Raw genomic sequence first — 18,723 nt, 5'->3', positions numbered from 1 at the left:
GAAGGCATGCAGAGCGCCCGGGATCCTCTTTGGCTTCACGTCTCGCTGTCGCTCAGGGGCAGCAGCGCCGCGCCGATCCGGCGGCCTTCGGCCAGAAGCACATTATAGGTCCGGCAAGCGGAAGGGGATGACATCACCTCCACCCCGATCCCCGCTGCCTCCAACGCATGGCGGAGCGCGTCGGGGATATGGGTAATCTCTGCGCCGGTGCCAATCAGCAGCACGTCGATTTTATCACCCGCCGCCAGCAGGGGGTGCGGCGCGTCATATCCATCCCAGGGGCTAACGCCCGAAGGCAGCAGCAGCACAGCGCCCTCGATCACCACGCCGCCTATGCGAAAGAACCCCGGCCCATAGCCATCGACCGGCTTGCTGTCATCATACTGCACTTCATTCAGCCGCATCCGCCTACTGCCCGTCTCCGCTACTGCCAGACCGGCAGGCCCATCACGCCCGCCAGGGCAATGATACCATAGGCAACCTGACGATACAGGGCCTCGCGCCTAGGGTTGAACAGCATCTGGCCAATCCGTGTGCCCAGCGCGTAAACCGGCATCATCACCACACCCAGCCACAGGGCATCCACGCTCAATATCCCCTGCGCCGCCATTTGCGGCAGCACCAGAATGCTGATGAGGGTCAGAAAGATCAGCGTGTTGGCCCGCATCACCTCGGCCCGGGCGCCCGCCCCCAGATTGAAGAGGATCACAATCGGCCCCATCAGCCCAGTCAACCCGCCCAGAACACCCGTGGCTGCCCCCACACCCAGCCGCGTGGCAAAGCCGGGCCGTGTGGCATAGCGCCAACCGGCCATCAGCGCCGCCAATGTCACCAGCACCGTGACCGCCACGGCGATGCGCACCCAATCCACATCCAGCACGCGCAACAGATAGATACCCAGAGGGGCGCTGACGAAGGCCGCCCCGATCAACGTGAACACCGCCGGTTTTTCAGCCACATGCCAGGCCCGCGGCACCACGGTGAACAATGACACCAAAGCCGACAGCGAAAAGGCGGCAATCGCAAAGGCCGGTTCCAGCCAGATCGTGGCAAGCGGCATATAGATCAGGGCCGAACCAAACCCTGCAAACCCGTAGACCACACCGGCAAGCGTGGTTGCCCCCAGTATCCACACCAGCCCCTCCAGGGCCAGCGCAGCATTGAGTGCCTCAGGCATCTATTCTGGAGAATTGTGTTCCGGCTTTCCCGTCCGGCTTTGACCAGTCGCGTTTGACGCCGATCATCAGCACGACATTCTTGGCCACATAAATCGAGGAATAGGTGCCCACGATCACCCCCCAGAAAATCGCAAAGACAAACCCGCGGATCACATCGCCCCCCAGGATCAGAAGCGCCAGAAGCGCCAGAAGCGTGGTGCCCGAGGTCATCAGGGTCCGGCTGAGGGTTTCATTGGCGCTGAGATTCATCACCTCGCGAAGCGGCACCTTCTTGTATTTTCGCAGATTTTCCCGCAGCCGGTCGAAGATCACCACCGTGTCGTTGATCGAATAGCCGATGATCGTCAGCAGGGCGGCGATGGTCGCCAGATCAAACCGGATCTGCAGCAGGGAGAAGACGCCGATTGTCAGCACCACATCATGGATCAGCGCCGCCACCGCTCCCACGGAAAACTGCCACTCAAACCTGAGCCAGATATAGAACAGGATCGCCCCCAGCGAGATGCCCACCGCCAGAAGGGCAGTGGTGATCAACTCACCCGAGACCTTGGGGCCCACACTTTCAACCGAGGGGAAGGTCATGCCCGGGTCAATCGCCGCCTGCAACGCCTCCTGCACCATACGCACGATCTCTGGCGTCACACTCTCCTGCCCGTCCTGGGCCTGAATGCGGACCATCGCCACATGGCGGCCTGCCTCGAAAGTCGGGTCGAACACCTCGGTGATCGACACATCGCCCAGGCCCAGCGGGTCCAGTGCCGCGCGATAGGCCGCGACATCCACCTCTTGCGTGCTTTCCACCCGCAGGGTGGTGCCGCCCAGAAAGTCGATCCCGAAATTCAGGCCCATCGCCAGCCAGAGGCCAATCGACAGCACCATCGCCACCACCGAGGCCCCGAAAGTCAGGCGGGCATATCTGAAGAAATCAATCTTTGTCTCGTCGGGAACCAGGCGCAGACGCATTTCTCAGACCTCGATTGTCTTGGGACGCCGGCGGTCAAACCAGGTCACAATCAGCAGACGGGTGACATAAATTGCGGTGAAAACCGAGGTCATGATCCCGATCCCAAGGGTGACCGAAAACCCCCTGACCGGGCCGGAGCCGACCGTAAACAGGATCACCGCGATGATGAAGGTTGTCAGGTTCGCATCAATAATCGCGCTGAGCGCCCGTTCATACCCAAGCTGAATCGCCCGGGACGGCCCGCGCGCGGTTTTCAGCTCTTCGCGGATTCGCTCAAACACCAGCACATTGGCATCCACCGCCATCCCGATGGTCAGCACGATACCCGCAATCCCCGGCAGGGTCAGCGTGGCCCCGATCAGGCTCACCACTCCGAAAATCAGCCCCACATTCAAAAGCAGCGCGATATTGGCGAACAGTCCGAACAACCCATAGCTCAGCCCCATGAACAGCAACACCGCGACAAAGGCCACCAGTGCTGCGACCTGCCCGGCGGCGACACTGTCAGCGCCCAGTTCCGGGCCGATGGTGCGTTCCTCCAGAAAAGTCATCTCGGCCGGCAGGGCACCGGCCCGCAGCAGAACCGCCAGATCAATGCTTTCCTGCACATTGAAATTGCCGGTGATCTGACCCGACCCGCCGCAGATCGCCTGCCGGATCGAGGGGGCAGAGATCACCTCTTCATCCAGCACGATGGCAAAGGGCGCGCCCACATTCGCCGTGGTGTACACGCAGAACAACTGCCCGCCATGGGGGTTGAAACGGAAGGTCACACTGGGCTGGCCGGTCTGCGCGTCAAAGGCGGGCTGCGCATCCATCAGATCATCACCGGTCACCACCGGGGTTTCCTCCAGCACGTAAAACACACCCTCCTCGTCGATCGAGGGCAGCACAATCTGCCGCGCCCCGGGCGTCTCATCGGCGGATGCCGCCCGCCCCACCACCGGGTGAAAGGTCAGCCGCGCGGTGGTGCCGATCAGATCCTTCAGCTCCTCGGCCGAGCCGAGACCGGGCACCTGGATCAAAATCCGCCGGTCGCCCTGACGTTGAATCGTCGGCTCCCGCGTGCCCACCTCATCCACCCGGCGGCGTACAATCTCTACCGATTGCTGCATCGTCCGGTCATTGGTCGCCTGCTGCTCGGCGGCGCTCAGCGTCACGATCAGCATATCAGTCTCGCCGCGCACATCCAGCGTGCTTTGCGCAATCCCGGTCAGGCTGACCACCGGTTGCGCAATCGCCCGCGCGGCGGCCACCGCATCGGCCATCCCCCCGGGCTGGGAGATCTGCACCCGCAACTCTCCCGCAGGGGCGTCCTGCCGGCGGATCGTTCCGACAGTCTCGCGCCGCTCGCGCAGGGCATCGCGCAGCTCGGGCCACAGGCTGTCCATCCGCTGCGCATAGACATCCTCCACCTGCACCTCGGCCAGCAGATGCGCCCCGCCGCGCAGGTCCAGCCCCAGATTGACCAGCGTCCCGGGCAGCCAGCCGGGCCACAGCGCCCGGTCCGCCTCAAGCGCATCGGTCGTGGCACCGGTCTCCTCAATCATGGCGACCGCATCATTATGCCGCTCCACCCGGTCATAGAACAGGTTCGGCATCGCCAGAAGCAGCCCGGCCAGAACCACGGCCCAGATCAGCGCCCGGTTCCAAAGGGGGATATTCAGCATCGCAAGGGCGCTCCCAAAGGGCGGATCAGGCGGTTTCGGCCGGTTCGGTCTTCGACAGGACCTGCACAATCGTCGCCCGCGCCACGCGCACCTTCACGCCATCGGCAATCTCGACCTCAACCTCGGTCTCATCCTTGACCTTGGTCACCTTGGCATAGAGCCCGCCCTGGGTGATCACCTGATCCCCCGGCGCAGGGCATCCACCATCGCCTTGTGTTCTTTCACTTTCTTCTGCTGCGGGCGGATCAGCAGGAAATACATGATCGCGAAAATCAGGATCAGGGGGAGAAACTGGGCAAATGCACCATCCATGGAAGAGGTCCTCTTTGTTGAGCCAGGGCGGGCCAGCCCGCGAAATCGGCGGCAAGATACGGGCGCGACCCGGGGAAGGCAATGGCAAGCCGCAGGTGATTTCCCGGTTCCCATAAACCACCCTTCTGCGGCATATGGGAAGGGTGTGGTGAATGACAACCGGGAAAGACATGGTGGAGAGTAGCGGGACAATCACATTGCCGATCCCGGAACAGACCTTCTGGACGATGCTGGTCCTTGCCGGTGTGATCCTTGCCAGCCTTGTGGTCTACACAATCCTGCCCCGCACCGGCGAAACCCGCATGGCCCAAAAGATCGAGGCGCTTAAATCCTGGCTTGGCTTCGCCGGGGCCTCGCGCCTGACCACCACGGTGATCTTCGGTCTTGGCCTTGTCTATCTGCCGCTTTTCGCCTTCGCACTGGCCGCCGCCTTCCTGATAATCTGGGAGGTGATCACCGGCATCCCGGCTGATCCCGGCAACAGCCCCGGCCAATCCCTTGGCTTTGGTGCGCTTCTGGTGGCGCTGATCTCGGCCCCGTTTGTGATCTGGCGCAGCATCGTGGCGCAGAAAACCGTGGATGTGACCGAACAGGGCCTGATCACCGACCGGATCAACGCGGCGGTGGCCGGTTTAGGGGCTGAGCGTAAAGTCGATCAGATCGGAAGGCCTGTTGTAATCTTCACCGGCAAAAGCAGAGTGCTCAACTATTCAGCGAACAACCAGAAAGACTTTGAACTTCCTGAATTAAGCTTGCAGCGCTCACTCGAAAACATCGCGCATGCGAACCCTCCAGATTCCAATAATGTATTTCCCGTGTCCATTGCAGTTGAAACTTGGCCTCGCTCGCGAACGACAATAGAATGGCAGGGCAAAGATCTCTTCCTCGCGGACAGCGAAGCCGTTGGCGCCGTTGATAAGTGGCAGATCTTTTCTGAAACCCTCCCCAATATGGAGGTCCGCATCGGTGCGATCTATGCGCTGGAACGTATTGCCCGCGAAAATCTCGATTTCCATGTCCAGATCATGGAAATCCTCTGTGCCTATATCCGTGAAAACAGCCCGGCGGAACAGGCGGAACCGCTGCATATGCCGCAAATGCCAGCCAAAGACGAGGAAAACCCGCATGAAGCATGGGCGCGTTGGAAAGACGGGTATGAAGATGAGGGCGGCACCTGGCATGACGGCCTGAAACAGGCGCTTGATGAGTTGAAAGAACGCATCACCACCCGCACCGATATTCAGGCCGCGCTTGAGGTTCTGGGCCGTCGGACCGGGGCACAGCGGATGCGGGAAGCCGGCTGGCCCGATCCGAAAAAAGACGGGGCGTTTGTCTTTGATCAGGTCTTTCCCGCACCGCCCGCCTATCCCAAACCCTATTCCGCCGCCGCCCATGAAGATTGGGCAACCCGGTTTGAAACCTATAAAATCCGGCACCGGCAGATCCGTCGCGAGCATGACGCCTATCAGGGCTATCGCCTCGACCTGCGGCGCAGCAATCTGCAAGGCTATGACCTAAGCCGCCTGCATCTGAACGGGGCCAGATTCGAGGGCGCGAAGATGCAGGGGGCAGGCCTCGTGGGCGCAAAGATGCAGGGGGCAGGCCTCGTGGGCGCGGAGATGCAGGGGGCAGTCCTCAGGGGCGCAGAGATGCAGGGGGCAAACCTCGGGTTCGCGGAGATGCAGGGGGCAGTCCTCAGGGGCGCGGAGATGCAGGGGACACGCCTCGGGTTCGCGGAGATGCAGGGGGCAGACCTCAGGGTCGCGGAGATGCAGGGGGCAAACCTCAGGCGCGCGGAGATGCAGGGGGCAGACCTCAGGGGCGCGAAGATGCAGGGGGCAGACCTCAGGGGCGCGAAGATGCAGGGGGCAAACCTCAGGGTCGCGGAGATGCAGGGGGCAGACCTCAGGGTCGCGGAGATGCAGGGGGCAGACCTCAGGCGCGCGGAGATGCAGGGGGCAGTCCTCTGGTACGCGAAGATGTCGGAAGAAACGGATCTCACTGAAGCTACTCTTCTAGGTGCTGCGGTGAGATCCGTTGATGATACAACCATAGCAAAATTGCGGGATTTCTGGGAGGATATTTTCGCTGATGGTACGGTTCAGGTGCCGGACGGCCAGCGGCCGGGTCACTGGCCCGGCCATAAACTTGATTTCAAATCCTCTGACGAGGCAGACTCCCCCTTCCATATCGAATGGCGCAGATGGCTGGCCGACCCGGAAGGCTACATACCCCCCGACCCGCCGGAAGATTGACCGGACCTTTCCTTGCCTCACACATATCCCGGCGCGCGCGAGGGGCTGGCCCCTCGCCCGCCAATCAGGCATATCACCGCCATTGAGAACCCGAGCCCCGAGGCCCCCATGCATGATATCCGCGCCATCCGCGACAATCCCGCCGCTTTCGACGCCGCCCTTGCCCGCCGGGGGCTGGCCCCGCAATCCGCCGCCATCCTGACCCTTGATGAGGCGCGGCGCGCCTGCATTCTGGCCGCTGAGACCGCACAGGCTGATCGCAATGCGGCCTCCAGGGATGTGGGCCGCGCCAAGGCCAGCGGCGATGAGGCCGGGTTTGAACGTCTGCGCGCGCTGATGGCGGAAAAGAAAGCCGAAATCGCCCGGCTGGAGGAGGAGGCCAGAACCGGGGATGCCGCCCTGACCGACATGCTGGCCGCCCTGCCCAACCTGCCCTATGACAGCATCCCCGATGGCGATAGCGAAGACGATAATGTGGAAATCCGCCGCCATGGCAGCCCGCGCAATTTCAGCTTTGCGCCGAAAGAGCATTTTGATCTGGCCGCCACCCGGGACGGCATGGATTTCGAGGTGGCCGCCAAGCTTTCCGGCAGCCGGTTTGTGCTGCTGAATGGCGGGGTGGCCCGCCTGCACCGGGCGCTTGCCCAGTTCATGCTGGACACCCACACGCTTGAAAACGGCCTGACCGAGGTGAACGCCCCGGTGCTGGTGCGTGACGAGATGATGTATGGCACCGGGCAATTGCCCAAATTCGGCGAAGACAGCTATCAGACCACAAATGGCTGGTGGCTGATCCCCACCTCCGAGGTCAGCCTGACCAATATCGTCAATGATGTGATGATCGAGGAAAGCTATCTGCCGCGCCGCTACACCGCCCATTCCCTGTGTTTCCGGTCGGAAGCGGGCAGCGCTGGGCGTGATACATCCGGCATGTTGCGCCAGCACCAGTTCGAGAAGGTCGAAATGGTCTCGATCACCCATCCCGACCGCTCCGATGCAGAGCTTGAGAGGATGACCCGATGCGCCGAGGGCATATTGGAAAAGCTGGGCCTGCCCTATCGCACGGTTGTGCTGTGCACCGGCGATATGGGGTTCGGCGCGCGGCGTACCCATGACATCGAGGTCTGGCTGCCGGGGCAGGATACCTATCGGGAGATCAGTTCCTGCTCCACCTGCGGCGATTTTCAGGCGCGCCGGATGAATGCCCGGTTCCGCCCCGCAGGCGGCGGCAAGCCGGAATTCGTGCATACGCTGAACGGCTCCGGTCTGGCCGTGGGCCGCTGCCTGATCGCGGTGCTGGAAAACGGGCAGCAGGAGGACGGGTCCGTCAGTCTGCCTGATGTGCTGCATCCCTATCTGGGTGGCAAAACCCGGCTTGATGCAGAGGGCAGACTTGTCTGATCCGGGAAACCCCGATGACCCGCAGGATGGCGCCAGGCTAAAGGCGATCCTGCTGGTCTGTGCCGCACTCGCCTTTGCCGCGGCACCGCTGATGACCCGGCCCTTCACCGGGTTCGCCCCCGATCAGTTCCCCAACCCCACGCCGCCCCTGCCCCTGCAACCGGCGGGATATGCCTTTGCGATCTGGGGGGTGATCTATCTCTGGCTGATCATCTCGGCGATCTATGGCCTGATCAAACGCGATGTGGACCCGGGCTGGGATGCAACACGCTGGCCGCTGTTTCTCAGCCTGGCCCTGGGCGCAAGCTGGATCGGCGTGGCACTTCTGAACCCGCTGATCGCCACATTGCTGATCTTCGTAATGCTGGGCGGGGCGCTGATCGCCATGGCCCGCGCGCCACTGACGGACATATGGCTTTGTGCAGCCCCCATCGGGCTCTATGCGGGCTGGCTGACAGCGGCGAGTTTCGTGGCCGCGGCCACCACATTGGCGGGCTGGACCGGGATCAGCGCCGGGGCGGCAAACTGGATCGGGCTGATTGCTATAGGCGTTCTTGGCCTGACCATCCTGCGCCTGCGCCCGCCGGTCACGTATGCGGTGGCGCTTGACTGGGCGCTGGTCGGGGTGGCGGTTTCCGTTTTCAGCCACACGCCCCTGAACCTGCCCTTCGCATTTGGAATCTGCGCCGCGTTTTCCGCAATCGGGTTCGGTTTTATCCGGGGGCTTCGCAAGGGCTGATCCCTCTGCGCCCGAACGGGGAGGCTTCCCGAATTCCCAACCCATCTGGCCTTTCCCCCGCCCCTCTGGCAAAGCTATTGCAAAACCAGACACAAAACGCAGGATCGGGGCACCCATGCGCATTCTTCTCACCAATGATGACGGCATCAATGCCCCCGGCCTGAAAGTCCTTGAAGCGATCGCCGCCGAAATTGCCGGCCCGGAGGGCGAGGTCTGGACCGTGGCCCCGGCCTTTGAACAATCCGGCGTCGGGCATTGTATTTCGTATATCCACCCGATGATGATCGCCGAACTGGCCCCCCGCCGCTTTGCCGCCGAAGGCACACCCGCCGATTGTGTCCTTGCCGGCCTCTATGATGTGCTGAGCGAGACCAAACCCGATCTCGTCCTTTCCGGCGTCAACAAGGGCAATAACGCTGCGGAAAACGTGCTGTATTCCGGCACCATCGGCGGCGCGATGGAGGCCGCCCTGCAGGGCCTGCCCGCGATTGCCCTGTCGCAGTATTTCGGGCCCGGCAATGCCCATCTTGATGACCCGTTCGAGGCCGCTGTCCAGCATGGCGCCGGGGTTGTCCGCGCGCTGGTTGATCAGGGTCATTGGGACCAGGCCGATTACCGGATATTCTATAATGTGAATTTCCCGCCGGTTGCCGCGGCCGAGGTCAAGGGCCGGAAAGTCACCGCGCAGGGGTTTCGCACCGAAACCGGCTTTGGCATGGCCCCCCACACAGCCCCCAATGGCCGCCGATTTCTGTGGATCACCGGCGGGCCGCAACATATCCCGACAGCACCCGGCACCGATGCCCATGCCAATCTTGACGGCTATATCTCGATCACCCCGTTGCGCGCCGATCTCACCGCCCATGAAGCGCTGGATGACCTGAAAACCGCCCTGGAATGACCCGATGACAGCCGATGCCGAGCGCAAGATGCAATTCCTCTTCTCTCTCCGCTCCAAGGGCGTGACAGACCCGCGCACGCTTGGCGCCATGGAAAAGGTCGACCGGGGGGAATTTGTGCGCGGGCATTTCGAGGATCGGGCCTATGACGATATGCCTCTGCCGATTTCCTGCGGGCAGACCATATCGCAACCCTCGGTCGTGGGCCTGATGACACAGGCGCTGAACGTTCAGCCCCGCGACAAGGTGCTGGAGGTCGGCACCGGCTCCGGCTATCAGGCGGCCGTGCTCAGCCATCTGGCCCGCCGGGTCTATACAATCGACCGCCACCGCGCACTGATCCGCGAAGCCGAAAGGCGTCTGGCCGCACAGGATATCACCAATGTCACCGTGATGACCGGCGATGGCTGTTTCGGGGTGCCGGAACAGGCGCCTTTTGACCGGATTCTGGTCACCGCCGCCGCCGAAGACCCGCCCGGCCCGCTTCTGGCGCAACTGAAAGAGGGCGGGATCATGGTGGTGCCCGTAGGCCAGTCCGATGCGGTGCAAAGCCTGATCAAGGTCACCCGTGAGGCTGACGGGCTGCATTATCACGAGCTTTTGCCGGTGCGCTTTGTCCCTCTGATCGAAGGCTTGGCCCCGGATTGAGACGCGGCAGGGCTGGCGTTAACCTGCCATTCTGGTGTAAAACCCTGTTCAATGACGTGCGAGACCCCGACAAACGGGGCAGACGCACGCTAGGCGAAATGATCTTTGAGGAATACCCGAGCAATGCCCGCGTCCAGATATCTTCTGCTTGGTCTCTGTCTGCCACTTCTGGCCGGTTGTGCCAGCGCCCCTGGCGGTCTTGATTTCGATTTTCGCGGCAACGCGATCTCGAACACGACAGCCGATGGCGCAACCGCTCCCCGACCGGAAGCGGATGCAAACGGGCTGATCACCTATCCCAACTATCAGGTCGCCGTGGCGCGCCGGGGTGATACGGTCAGCAGCGTCGCCACCCGTCTGGGCCTGGACCCGCAGGAACTGGCCATATTCAATGGCCGCGAGACCGAAGATACGTTGCGTGCTGACGAAATCATTGCATTGCCACGCCGGGTCAGCCCGGGCGGGGGTACAGGCACCGACATCACCTCCATCGCCTCCGCCGCGATTGACGCCGCCGATGCCGATACGCCCACCGCACCTGTCGCCGTGCAACCGGGCACAGAGCCCGTGCGCCACCGGGTGACACGGGGCGAAACCGCCTATTCCGTGGCCCGGCTCTATGGTGTTTCGGTCCGCGCCTTGGCGGAATGGAACGGGCTTGGCCCGGATCTGTCCGTGCGGGAAGGCCAGTATCTGATCATCCCGCTGGTGCTTGAAGAGGCCGGTCCGGTCAGTGATGGCAATGCCCCGGGCGCATCCATTACCCCGGTGCCACCCTCCGCCTCAGAGCCTTTGCCGGACCCGATCGCAACGGAGCCGCTGCCCGACACCCCCGATCTCAGTGACGCGTCCCAACCCGCGCCAGCCCCTGAACCGGCCCCCACGCCTGCGCCCGCCTCGACCTCGCAAATGCAACGCCCGGTCTCCGGCGCGATCATCCGACCATTTTCCGCCAGCAATGAAGGGATTGATATCAGCGCGGGCACGGGCAGCGCGGTTCTGGCCGCCGCCGATGGTGAGGTCGCTGCCATCACCCGCGACACTGATCAGATCCCGATTCTGGTGATCCGGCATCCGAACAACCTGCTGACGGTCTATGCCAATATCCAGAATATCCGGGTGGCCCGTGGGGATACAATCACCCGTGGACAAACCGTTGCAGATGTCGGTTCGGGTGATCCGTCCTTCCTGCATTTCGAAGTGCGACGCGGGTTCGAGGCCGTGGACCCGAGCGAGTTCATCAACTGACCGAAACGGACGTGTCTCCGACGGAAGTATTTCTGAGATGAAGAAGATACTTCATGACGGTCCAGCCCCCTTGGTTATCCTATCGGCTTCACCAGGGGGCCTTCTCCATCTACGGTCATCGGCGCTTCCGCCTGTACCGCAGGAAAATCCTTCCGCGATTCTGGTCACCAAAGGGTTAATTCCCCTCTTCTTTATCTCATAAATACTTCCGTCGGAGACATCTTCGCCTGAGGAGGGCTCCCGCTTCGGGGGCGTGACGCAGGCGAATGCCCGGGCGCCGCGGCCGAACAGGCCGATGGCGCAAATTCGCCATTTCTGGAATTTTCTTCTTTTTCCCCCCAATCCGGCGGAATATGATGTCTCGGAACTTCGGATCGACCTTTTAAGAAGGAGGGAGGCGAGAAGATGTGGAATCATATATTGGATCATATGCTGGGTGGGTTTATCACCCTCGGAGCGCTGCACGTCACCTACCCTGATGGCACTGAACGGCAATACGGGCAATCCGATGCCGAGCCCATCCGCATCACCCTGCATAAGGCAAATCTGCCGAGACGCCTTTTTTTCAGTACCGAGATGACACTGGGTGAGGCGTACATGAATGGCGACATGACCATCGCCCAGGATGATCTGGGCGGGTTCCTGACCCTTGTCACCCGCAATGTCAAAACCTCAGACAGGCTCTGGTGGCGGCGTGTCTCGCTTGCTTTCCGCCGCATCCGCCGGGTGTTCGACCAATGGAACCCGGCCCCGCGCGCCCATCGGAACGTGGCCCATCACTATGATCTGTCATCGCGGCTTTACGACCTGTTCCTTGATGAGGACCGGCAGTATTCCTGTGCCTATTTCGCCCGCCCGGATATGTCGCTGGAACAGGCGCAGGCCGCAAAGAAACACCATATCGCCGCCAAGCTTCTGCTGGAACCGGATATGGAGGTGTTCGAGATCGGCTGCGGCTGGGGCGGGCTTGGCCTGACGCTGGCTCAGGAATACGGCGTCCGGGTTCTGGGCGTGACACTGTCGGAGGAGCAGCACCGCTATGCCACAAGGCGCGCGGCCGAGGCTGGCCTGTCTGACCGGGTGCGCTATGAACTCCGCGATTACCGGCATGTCAGTGGTCAGTTTGACCGGATCGTCTCGGTGGGGATGTTCGAACATGTGGGCGTGCCTCATTACCGGGAATATTTCAACCATGTGAATGCCCGTCTCAAACCCGATGGCGTGGCGTTGATCCATACCATTGGCCGGGCCTCCCCCCGGGTGCCACATCACCCTGGATCACCAAATATATCTTTCCCGGCGGCTATGTCCCGGCGCTTTCCGAGATGTCGAAAGCGATGGAGAAATCCGGGCTTTACCCCACGGATCTGGAGGTCTGGCGGCTGCATTATGCAGACACCCTGCGCCACTGGCATGACCGGTTCGTAGCCCGCGAGGGGGAGGCCGAAAGCCTTTTTGACACGCGGTTTACCCGCATGTGGCGCTATTATCTGAAAGCTTCGGAACTGACCTTCCGCCACAATCGCCAATGCGTGTTTCAACTGCAACTGGCCAAACATCAGGAGGCAGTGCCGCTGACCCGCGATTATCTCTATTCTGCCGATGTCAGCCGCCATATCCGTGCCGCTGAATAGACGCGCGGACCCGCCTGTTCCGCGTCCCTGTCGGGTTGCACGAGGCCCCTGATCCCTGTCAGGTGATCCAAAGACCCGTTCCGGGGTTGCGCCGACCTGCGCGCTGTCTATAACACGGCCAATTTGCGCAGCTTGGCCGCCCGGGGGACCTCATGCCGAAAAGAACCGATATCAGCTCGATCATGATCATCGGCGCGGGCCCCATCGTGATCGGCCAGGCCTGCGAATTCGACTATTCCGGGGCCCAGGCCTGCAAGGCGCTGCGCGAGGAAGGCTATCGGGTCATCCTTGTCAACTCGAACCCGGCCACGATCATGACCGACCCGGGGCTTGCCGACGCCACCTATATCGAACCGATCACGCCGGAAGTCGTCGCCAAGATCATCGAGAAGGAGCGCCCCGACGCGCTTCTGCCCACCATGGGCGGGCAGACCGGTCTCAACACCTCTCTTGCATTGGAAGAATCCGGTGTGCTGGACAGGTTCGGGGTGGAAATGATCGGCGCCAAACGCCCCGCCATCGAGATGGCCGAAGACCGCAAACTGTTCCGCGAGGCGATGGACCGGATCGGGCTGGAAAACCCCAAAGCCACCATTGCCGAGACGATGGCAGACTGCATGGCGGCGCTGGAACATGTGGGCCTGCCTGCGATCATCCGCCCGGCCTTCACCCTTGGCGGCACCGGCGGCGGGGTGGCCTATAACCGCGATGAGTATGAACGGATCTGCAAATCCGGCCTTGATGCCTCGCCCGTTTCTCAAATCCTGATCGACGAAAGCCTGCTTGGCTGGAAAGAGTTCGAGATGGAAGTGGTCCGCGACAAGGCGGATAACGCGATCATCGTCTGTGCCATCGAAAATGTGGACCCGATGGGCGTGCATACGGGCGACAGCATCACCGTGGCCCCGGCGTTGACCCTGACCGACAAGGAATACCAGATCATGCGCAATGGCTCGATTGCCGTGCTGCGCGAGATCGGGGTGGAAACCGGCGGGTCCAATGTGCAATGGGCGATCAACCCCGAAGATGGCCGGATGGTGGTGATCGAGATGAACCCGCGGGTCTCGCGCTCCTCCGCGCTGGCCTCCAAGGCCACCGGGTTCCCGATTGCCAAGATCGCCGCGAAACTGGCGGTGGGCTATACGCTGGACGAGCTGGACAATGACATCACCAAGGTCACGCCCGCCAGTTTCGAGCCCACCATCGACTATGTGGTCACCAAGATCCCCCGCTTCGCGTTTGAGAAATTCCCGGGCTCCGAGCCCTATCTGACCACGGCGATGAAATCCGTGGGAGAGGCAATGTCGATCGGGCGCAGCTTTCATGAAAGCGTGCAGAAGGCGCTGGCGTCGATGGAAACCGGCCTCAGCGGCTTTGACGAGATCGGGATCGCGGGTCTCACACCGAACCCAACCCCGTCGAGATACATGAGCTACGACGAGGCCTGGGAACATAAAGACGCCTATATCGCTTGGTTGTCGGACAACCGCGCTGCAATCACCAAAGCCCTCTCCCAGCAAACCCCCGACCGCTTGCGCGTCATCGCGCAGGCCATGCGCCACGGCCTTACGGATGACGACATCCACGCAGTCACACGCTTCGACCCCTGGTTCCTGGCTCGGATCCGCGAGATTGTCGACGTGGAGAAACAGCTGCGCGACACCGGCCTGCCCGAGGACGCGGCCGGGTTGCGGCGCCTCAAGATGATGGGCTTCACCGATGCCCGCCTCGCAAAACTCACCGGCCGGGCCGAGGTGTTCATCCGCGCCGACCGGATCGCCCAAGGCGTCACCGCCGTGTTCAAACGGATCGACACCTGCGCCGCCGAGTTCGAGGCGCAAACCCCCTATATGTATTCCACCTATGAGGCCCCGGTCATGGGCGAGGTGGAATGCGAGGCCCGCCCGTCAGCTGCAAAAAAGATCGTCATCCTGGGCGGTGGCCCGAACCGGATCGGCCAGGGGATCGAGTTCGATTACTGCTGCTGCCACGCCTGCTATGCGCTGACCGATGCGGGTTTCGAGACGATCATGATCAACTGCAACCCCGAGACGGTCAGCACCGATTACGACACGTCCGACCGGCTGTATTTCGAACCTCTCACCTTTGAGCATGTGATGGAAATCCTGCGGGTGGAGCAGGAAAATGGCACGCTCCACGGCGTTATCGTGCAATTCGGCGGCCAGACACCGCTGAAACTCGCCAATGCGCTGCATGATGCGGGCATCCCGATCCTGGGCACCACGCCCGATGCCATCGACCTGGCCGAAGACCGGGAACGATTCCAGCAACTGGTGCAGCGTTTGGGCCTGAAACAGCCCGCCAATGCCATCGCCACCAGTGATGCCGAGGCCAAAGCCGCCGCCGAGACCCTTGGCTACCCGCTGGTCATCCGCCCGTCTTATGTGCTGGGCGGCCGCGCGATGGAGATCGTCCGCGATACCGCGCAGCTTGATCGCTATATCGCCGAGGCCGTTGTGGTCTCCGGTGACAGCCCGGTGCTGCTTGACAGCTACCTTTCCGGCGCGGTCGAGGTTGATGTGGATGCGCTTTCTGACGGTGAAGATGTCCATGTCGCCGGGATCATGCAGCATATCGAAGAGGCGGGCGTCCATTCCGGTGACAGTGCCTGTTCGCTGCCCCCCCATACACTGCCCGATGACATCATCGCACAGATCACCACCCAGACCGTGGCGCTGGCCAAAGCGCTGAATGTCATCGGCCTGATGAACATCCAGTTCGCGGTGAAAGAGGGGGAGATTTACCTGATCGAGGTCAACCCCCGCGCCTCGCGCACCGTGCCCTTCGTCGCCAAGGCCACGGACAGCGCGATTGCATCCATTGCCGCCCGCCTGATGGCCGGAGAGCCGCTTTCGGCCTTCCCGCTTACCCCGCGCCAGACACCCGTGCCCGACGATGTGGACCTGCCCCAGGCCGACCCGATGACCCTGGCCGATTTCCGCACCCAGTGGTTCTCGGTCAAGGAGGCGGTGATGCCGTTTGCCCGCTTCCCCGGTGTCGATACCCTGCTTGGCCCCGAGATGCGCTCCACCGGCGAAGTCATGGGCTGGGACCGCACCTTCCCCCGCGCCTTCCTGAAAGCGCAACTGGGCGCCGGAACCGTTCTGCCCGAGGCCGGTGTGGTTTTCCTGTCGATCAAGGACGCCGATAAAACCGACCAGCTGATCGAAGCCGCCCGGACGCTCACCGATCTGGGCCTCACAATCCTCGCCACAAGCGGCACCGCCAGCTTCCTGTCAGACCACGGGATCGCATCAGATGTGGTGAACAAGGCCTATGAGGGCGGCCGCACGATTGTGGACATCATGAAAGACGGCCATGTGGCGCTGGTGATGAACACCACCGAAGGCGCACAAGCGGTGGAAGACAGCCGCTCCATGCGCGCCGTGGCCCTATACGACAAGATCCCCTATTTCACGACGCTGGCCGCCAGCCATGCCGCCGCCCTGGCAATGAAAGCCGCCCGGGAAGGGGAGTTGGGGGTCAGGTCACTGCAGGGGTGAGTGGCCTGCTGGCGGTTTCGTAGATACCAAGATACGTGAAGAAATGTGCACGCGGAACCGTAGGCCATCCAAAAGCAGTTCCGCCCGGCTCAAGGCGTCCTCATATTCGTAGAACAACAAAAAAACAAAACCCGCCTTATCAGCGGGTTCTGCGAAGTCATCTAGGCTGTCTTGCCGGAAGGTCAGTTGTTCCAGGTTTCCAGTTCAAGGCTGGCGTTGCAATAGGCCCCATCGAAGGTGCCGACCCAGATATCGACCTTACCGTTCAGATGCTCACCACCGCGGATATTGATGACCGGGTCAAGGTTTCCGCGTGAATCGTCATCGAAGAACCAGGTTGTGTTGGCCGAGTTGACCAGCAGAACCGTGTCACAGTTGGAGGCGACTTCGATCTCCAGCCGATAGCCCTGCATCCCGCTCAGATAAAACGAGAAGTCCGGTTGCGAGATCACATAGCCGGAATGGTTGAAGCCACAGTTTCCGAGGCTGTTCTGTCCGCCTGCGGTCACCGAGAAGCTCTGCGGGGAGTAAAGCTGGTCGCCGGTGAAATTATAGCTTGCCCCGGTCTGGGAATAATTGGGGCAGGCGATCGCCGCCGCTGTCAGACTGAAAAAGGCGAGGAGCACGGAGAACACAAGTTTCATAGTTACCATCCATATTTTGAACAAAAACACGCCCCGAGGGACGATTTTGCCGCAGGTTTTCTACCTGCGGCAAAATTCACATTCAGAACAAACCTGTTCAGTTAAGCCAGGTTTCCATATTCAGCGTTGCCGGGCAAGAGCTGCCGCCAAAGGTGCCGACCCAGACATCCACGCGCCCGTTCAGCTGATTGCCGCCACGGATATCCATACGCGGGTCCAGATTGCCATTGCTGTCATCGTCATACAGCCACTGACCATCGGCCGTGTTCACAATCAATGTGGTATCGCATTGGCTGTCCACATCAATGGCAAGCCGGTAATCTTCCATCCCGCTCAGATAGAAGCTGTAGTTCGGTGCAGCATTGGCATAGCCACCTGCGTTGATCCCGCAGCCGCTGACATCTGCGCCGCCACCGGCCTGCAAACCATAGGATTGCGGGCTATAGAGCTGCTGACCGGTCAGGTTCAACTGCTGGCCTGTCAGCGCGAAGGTCGGGCAACCGGAAACCGGCTGTGGCTGGGGCTGAGGTTGGGGCGCACTGGCATAGAACGTCTCCATGTTCAGCGTCGCATTGCAGGGCGTGCCATTATAGCTGCCAACCCAGACATCCACCCGACCATTCAGGGCCTGGGCACCGACCAGATCAAGACTTGGGTTCGGATAACCCGCGCCATCATCATCGAAATGCCACTGGGTATCAGCGGTATTGACCAGAAGCGTCGTGTCACAATCGGCCACAACGTCGATGGCCAGGCGATAGGCATCCATACCGCTCAGATAGAACGAATATTGTGGCGCGGCGCTGAAATAGCCGGTTCCCTGGAACTCGCCACAGGACGAGGCTGACATGCTGCCCTGGGCCTGAACGCCATAGCGCTGCGGGGCATAAAGCTGATCACCGGTAAGTTGAATCTGGGCGCCCTGCATGTTCCAGTTCGGGCAATTGGCCGGAAGCGGCGCAGGTGCGGGAACTGGTGCCGGGGCGGGGGCCTGCTGGTTGAAGAAGGTCTCCAGCGTGACCGTGCCGCTGCAAGCGCCCCCTGAAAAGGTGCCAACCCAGATGTCCACCCGGCCATTGAGCTGTGCTGCGTTATTCAGTTCGATCCGCGGGTCAAGGTTACCATTGCTGTCATCATCGAACAGCCATTGGGCATTTGCAGTATTGACCAGCAAGGCCGCATCGCACTGGCTGTCAACGTCGATCGCCAGAAGATATTGGTCCATACCGGTAAGATCAAAGGAATAATCCGGCGCGGAGCGGAAGTTGCCCGAGCCCAGGCTGCCAAGCCCGCAATTGGTCAGGCTGTTATTGCCGCCCGCCTGCACGCCAAAGGTGGTCGGCGTATAAAGCTGTTCGCCGGTATAGCTGAACGCGTTGCCACCCAGCTGATAGTTCGGGCAGGCCATCGCGGCCACGCCCATGGACAGGAATACGAAAATGCTGGCTAAGAATAATTTCATAAGGAATACCCTCCTACATTATATCAATACGAAACCGTTGGCCGGGGGTGTCGTGCCGGGACAAGGGTCCAATACCCAGGCCCGGTTTGCTGTCTCATAAAATAGCGTCATCACTGGCACCCAAGGCACAAACGGATCAAGTTGC

The 18,723-nt window shown here is 61.6% G+C and carries 13 protein-coding genes and 2 pseudogenes; 8 read left to right on the top strand and 7 right to left on the bottom strand.

Annotated elements, in window-relative coordinates; all coding sequences use genetic code 11:
- Positions 1–35 precede the first annotated feature (35 nt).
- From E2K80_RS01470 to yajC, 5 genes and pseudogenes are all read right to left on the bottom strand, one after another.
- Positions 36–404, bottom strand: a complete 369-nt coding sequence (locus E2K80_RS01470; protein WP_135372088.1) for an Mth938-like domain-containing protein — start codon at positions 402–404, stop codon at positions 36–38.
- A gap of 20 nt (positions 405–424) precedes the next feature.
- Entirely contained in the window at positions 425–1,177 is a 753-nt protein-coding gene (locus E2K80_RS01465) for a sulfite exporter TauE/SafE family protein (protein WP_135372086.1), read from the bottom strand.
- Positions 1,170–2,141: a protein translocase subunit SecF gene (gene secF, locus E2K80_RS01460; RefSeq protein ID WP_135372084.1), complete on the bottom strand. Its 972-nt coding sequence runs from the start codon at positions 2,139–2,141 to the stop codon at positions 1,170–1,172. The genes E2K80_RS01465 and secF overlap by 8 nt, the downstream gene beginning before the upstream one ends.
- 3 nt (positions 2,142–2,144) lie before the next feature.
- Positions 2,145–3,812 (bottom strand): protein translocase subunit SecD, encoded by a 1,668-nt coding sequence (gene secD, locus E2K80_RS01455; RefSeq protein WP_135372082.1) that lies wholly within the window; start codon positions 3,810–3,812, stop codon positions 2,145–2,147.
- A gap of 25 nt (positions 3,813–3,837) precedes the next feature.
- Positions 3,838–4,124 (bottom strand): annotated as a pseudogene (gene yajC, locus E2K80_RS01450) (preprotein translocase subunit YajC).
- Positions 4,125–4,276: 152 nt separating this feature from the next.
- Here yajC and E2K80_RS19730 point away from each other — a divergent pair.
- The 8 genes and pseudogenes from E2K80_RS19730 (at position 4,277) to carB (ending at position 16,472) form a co-directional block, all read left to right on the top strand.
- On the top strand, positions 4,277–6,379 hold the full coding sequence (locus tag E2K80_RS19730; protein ID WP_135372080.1) for a pentapeptide repeat-containing protein: 2,103 nt from the start codon (positions 4,277–4,279) through the stop codon (positions 6,377–6,379).
- 108 nt (positions 6,380–6,487) lie between these two features.
- Entirely contained in the window at positions 6,488–7,780 is a 1,293-nt protein-coding gene (serS, locus tag E2K80_RS01440) for a serine--tRNA ligase (protein WP_135372078.1), read from the top strand.
- Positions 7,758–8,519, top strand: coding sequence for a hypothetical protein (locus E2K80_RS01435; RefSeq protein ID WP_135372076.1), 762 nt, complete (start codon positions 7,758–7,760; stop codon positions 8,517–8,519). Before serS ends, E2K80_RS01435 begins: the two co-directional genes overlap by 23 nt.
- A 115-nt stretch (positions 8,520–8,634) precedes the next feature.
- On the top strand, positions 8,635–9,420 hold the full coding sequence (gene surE, locus E2K80_RS01430; protein WP_135372074.1) for a 5'/3'-nucleotidase SurE: 786 nt from the start codon (positions 8,635–8,637) through the stop codon (positions 9,418–9,420).
- Between the two features lie 4 nt (positions 9,421–9,424).
- On the top strand, positions 9,425–10,066 hold the full coding sequence (locus E2K80_RS01425) for a protein-L-isoaspartate(D-aspartate) O-methyltransferase (protein ID WP_135372072.1): 642 nt from the start codon (positions 9,425–9,427) through the stop codon (positions 10,064–10,066).
- Between the two features lie 123 nt (positions 10,067–10,189).
- Positions 10,190–11,314, top strand: coding sequence for a M23 family metallopeptidase (locus tag E2K80_RS01420; RefSeq protein ID WP_135372070.1), 1,125 nt, complete (start codon positions 10,190–10,192; stop codon positions 11,312–11,314).
- Positions 11,315–11,719: 405 nt separating this feature from the next.
- Positions 11,720–12,948: pseudogene (locus E2K80_RS01415) on the top strand (class I SAM-dependent methyltransferase).
- Between the two features lie 152 nt (positions 12,949–13,100).
- On the top strand, positions 13,101–16,472 hold the full coding sequence (gene carB, locus E2K80_RS01410) for a carbamoyl-phosphate synthase large subunit (RefSeq protein ID WP_135372068.1): 3,372 nt from the start codon (positions 13,101–13,103) through the stop codon (positions 16,470–16,472).
- Positions 16,473–16,654: 182 nt separating this feature from the next.
- Here the strand turns inward: carB and E2K80_RS01405 are convergent, their stop codons facing one another.
- Both E2K80_RS01405 and E2K80_RS19250 read right to left on the bottom strand, forming a co-directional pair.
- Positions 16,655–17,116 carry a hypothetical protein gene (locus E2K80_RS01405; RefSeq protein ID WP_135372066.1) on the bottom strand — a complete coding sequence of 154 codons (462 nt, stop codon included), beginning with the start codon at positions 17,114–17,116 and terminating at the stop codon, positions 16,655–16,657.
- A 97-nt stretch (positions 17,117–17,213) separates the two neighbouring features.
- Positions 17,214–18,578, bottom strand: a complete 1,365-nt coding sequence (locus E2K80_RS19250) for a hypothetical protein (RefSeq protein ID WP_210405415.1) — start codon at positions 18,576–18,578, stop codon at positions 17,214–17,216.
- Positions 18,579–18,723: the final 145 nt, after the last annotated feature.

The sequence above is a fragment of the Rhodophyticola sp. CCM32 genome, assembly GCF_004751985.1.
Taxonomy (GTDB): Bacteria; Pseudomonadota; Alphaproteobacteria; order Rhodobacterales; family Rhodobacteraceae; genus Rhodophyticola.
This window is presented reverse-complemented; position numbering and strand designations above follow the sequence as displayed.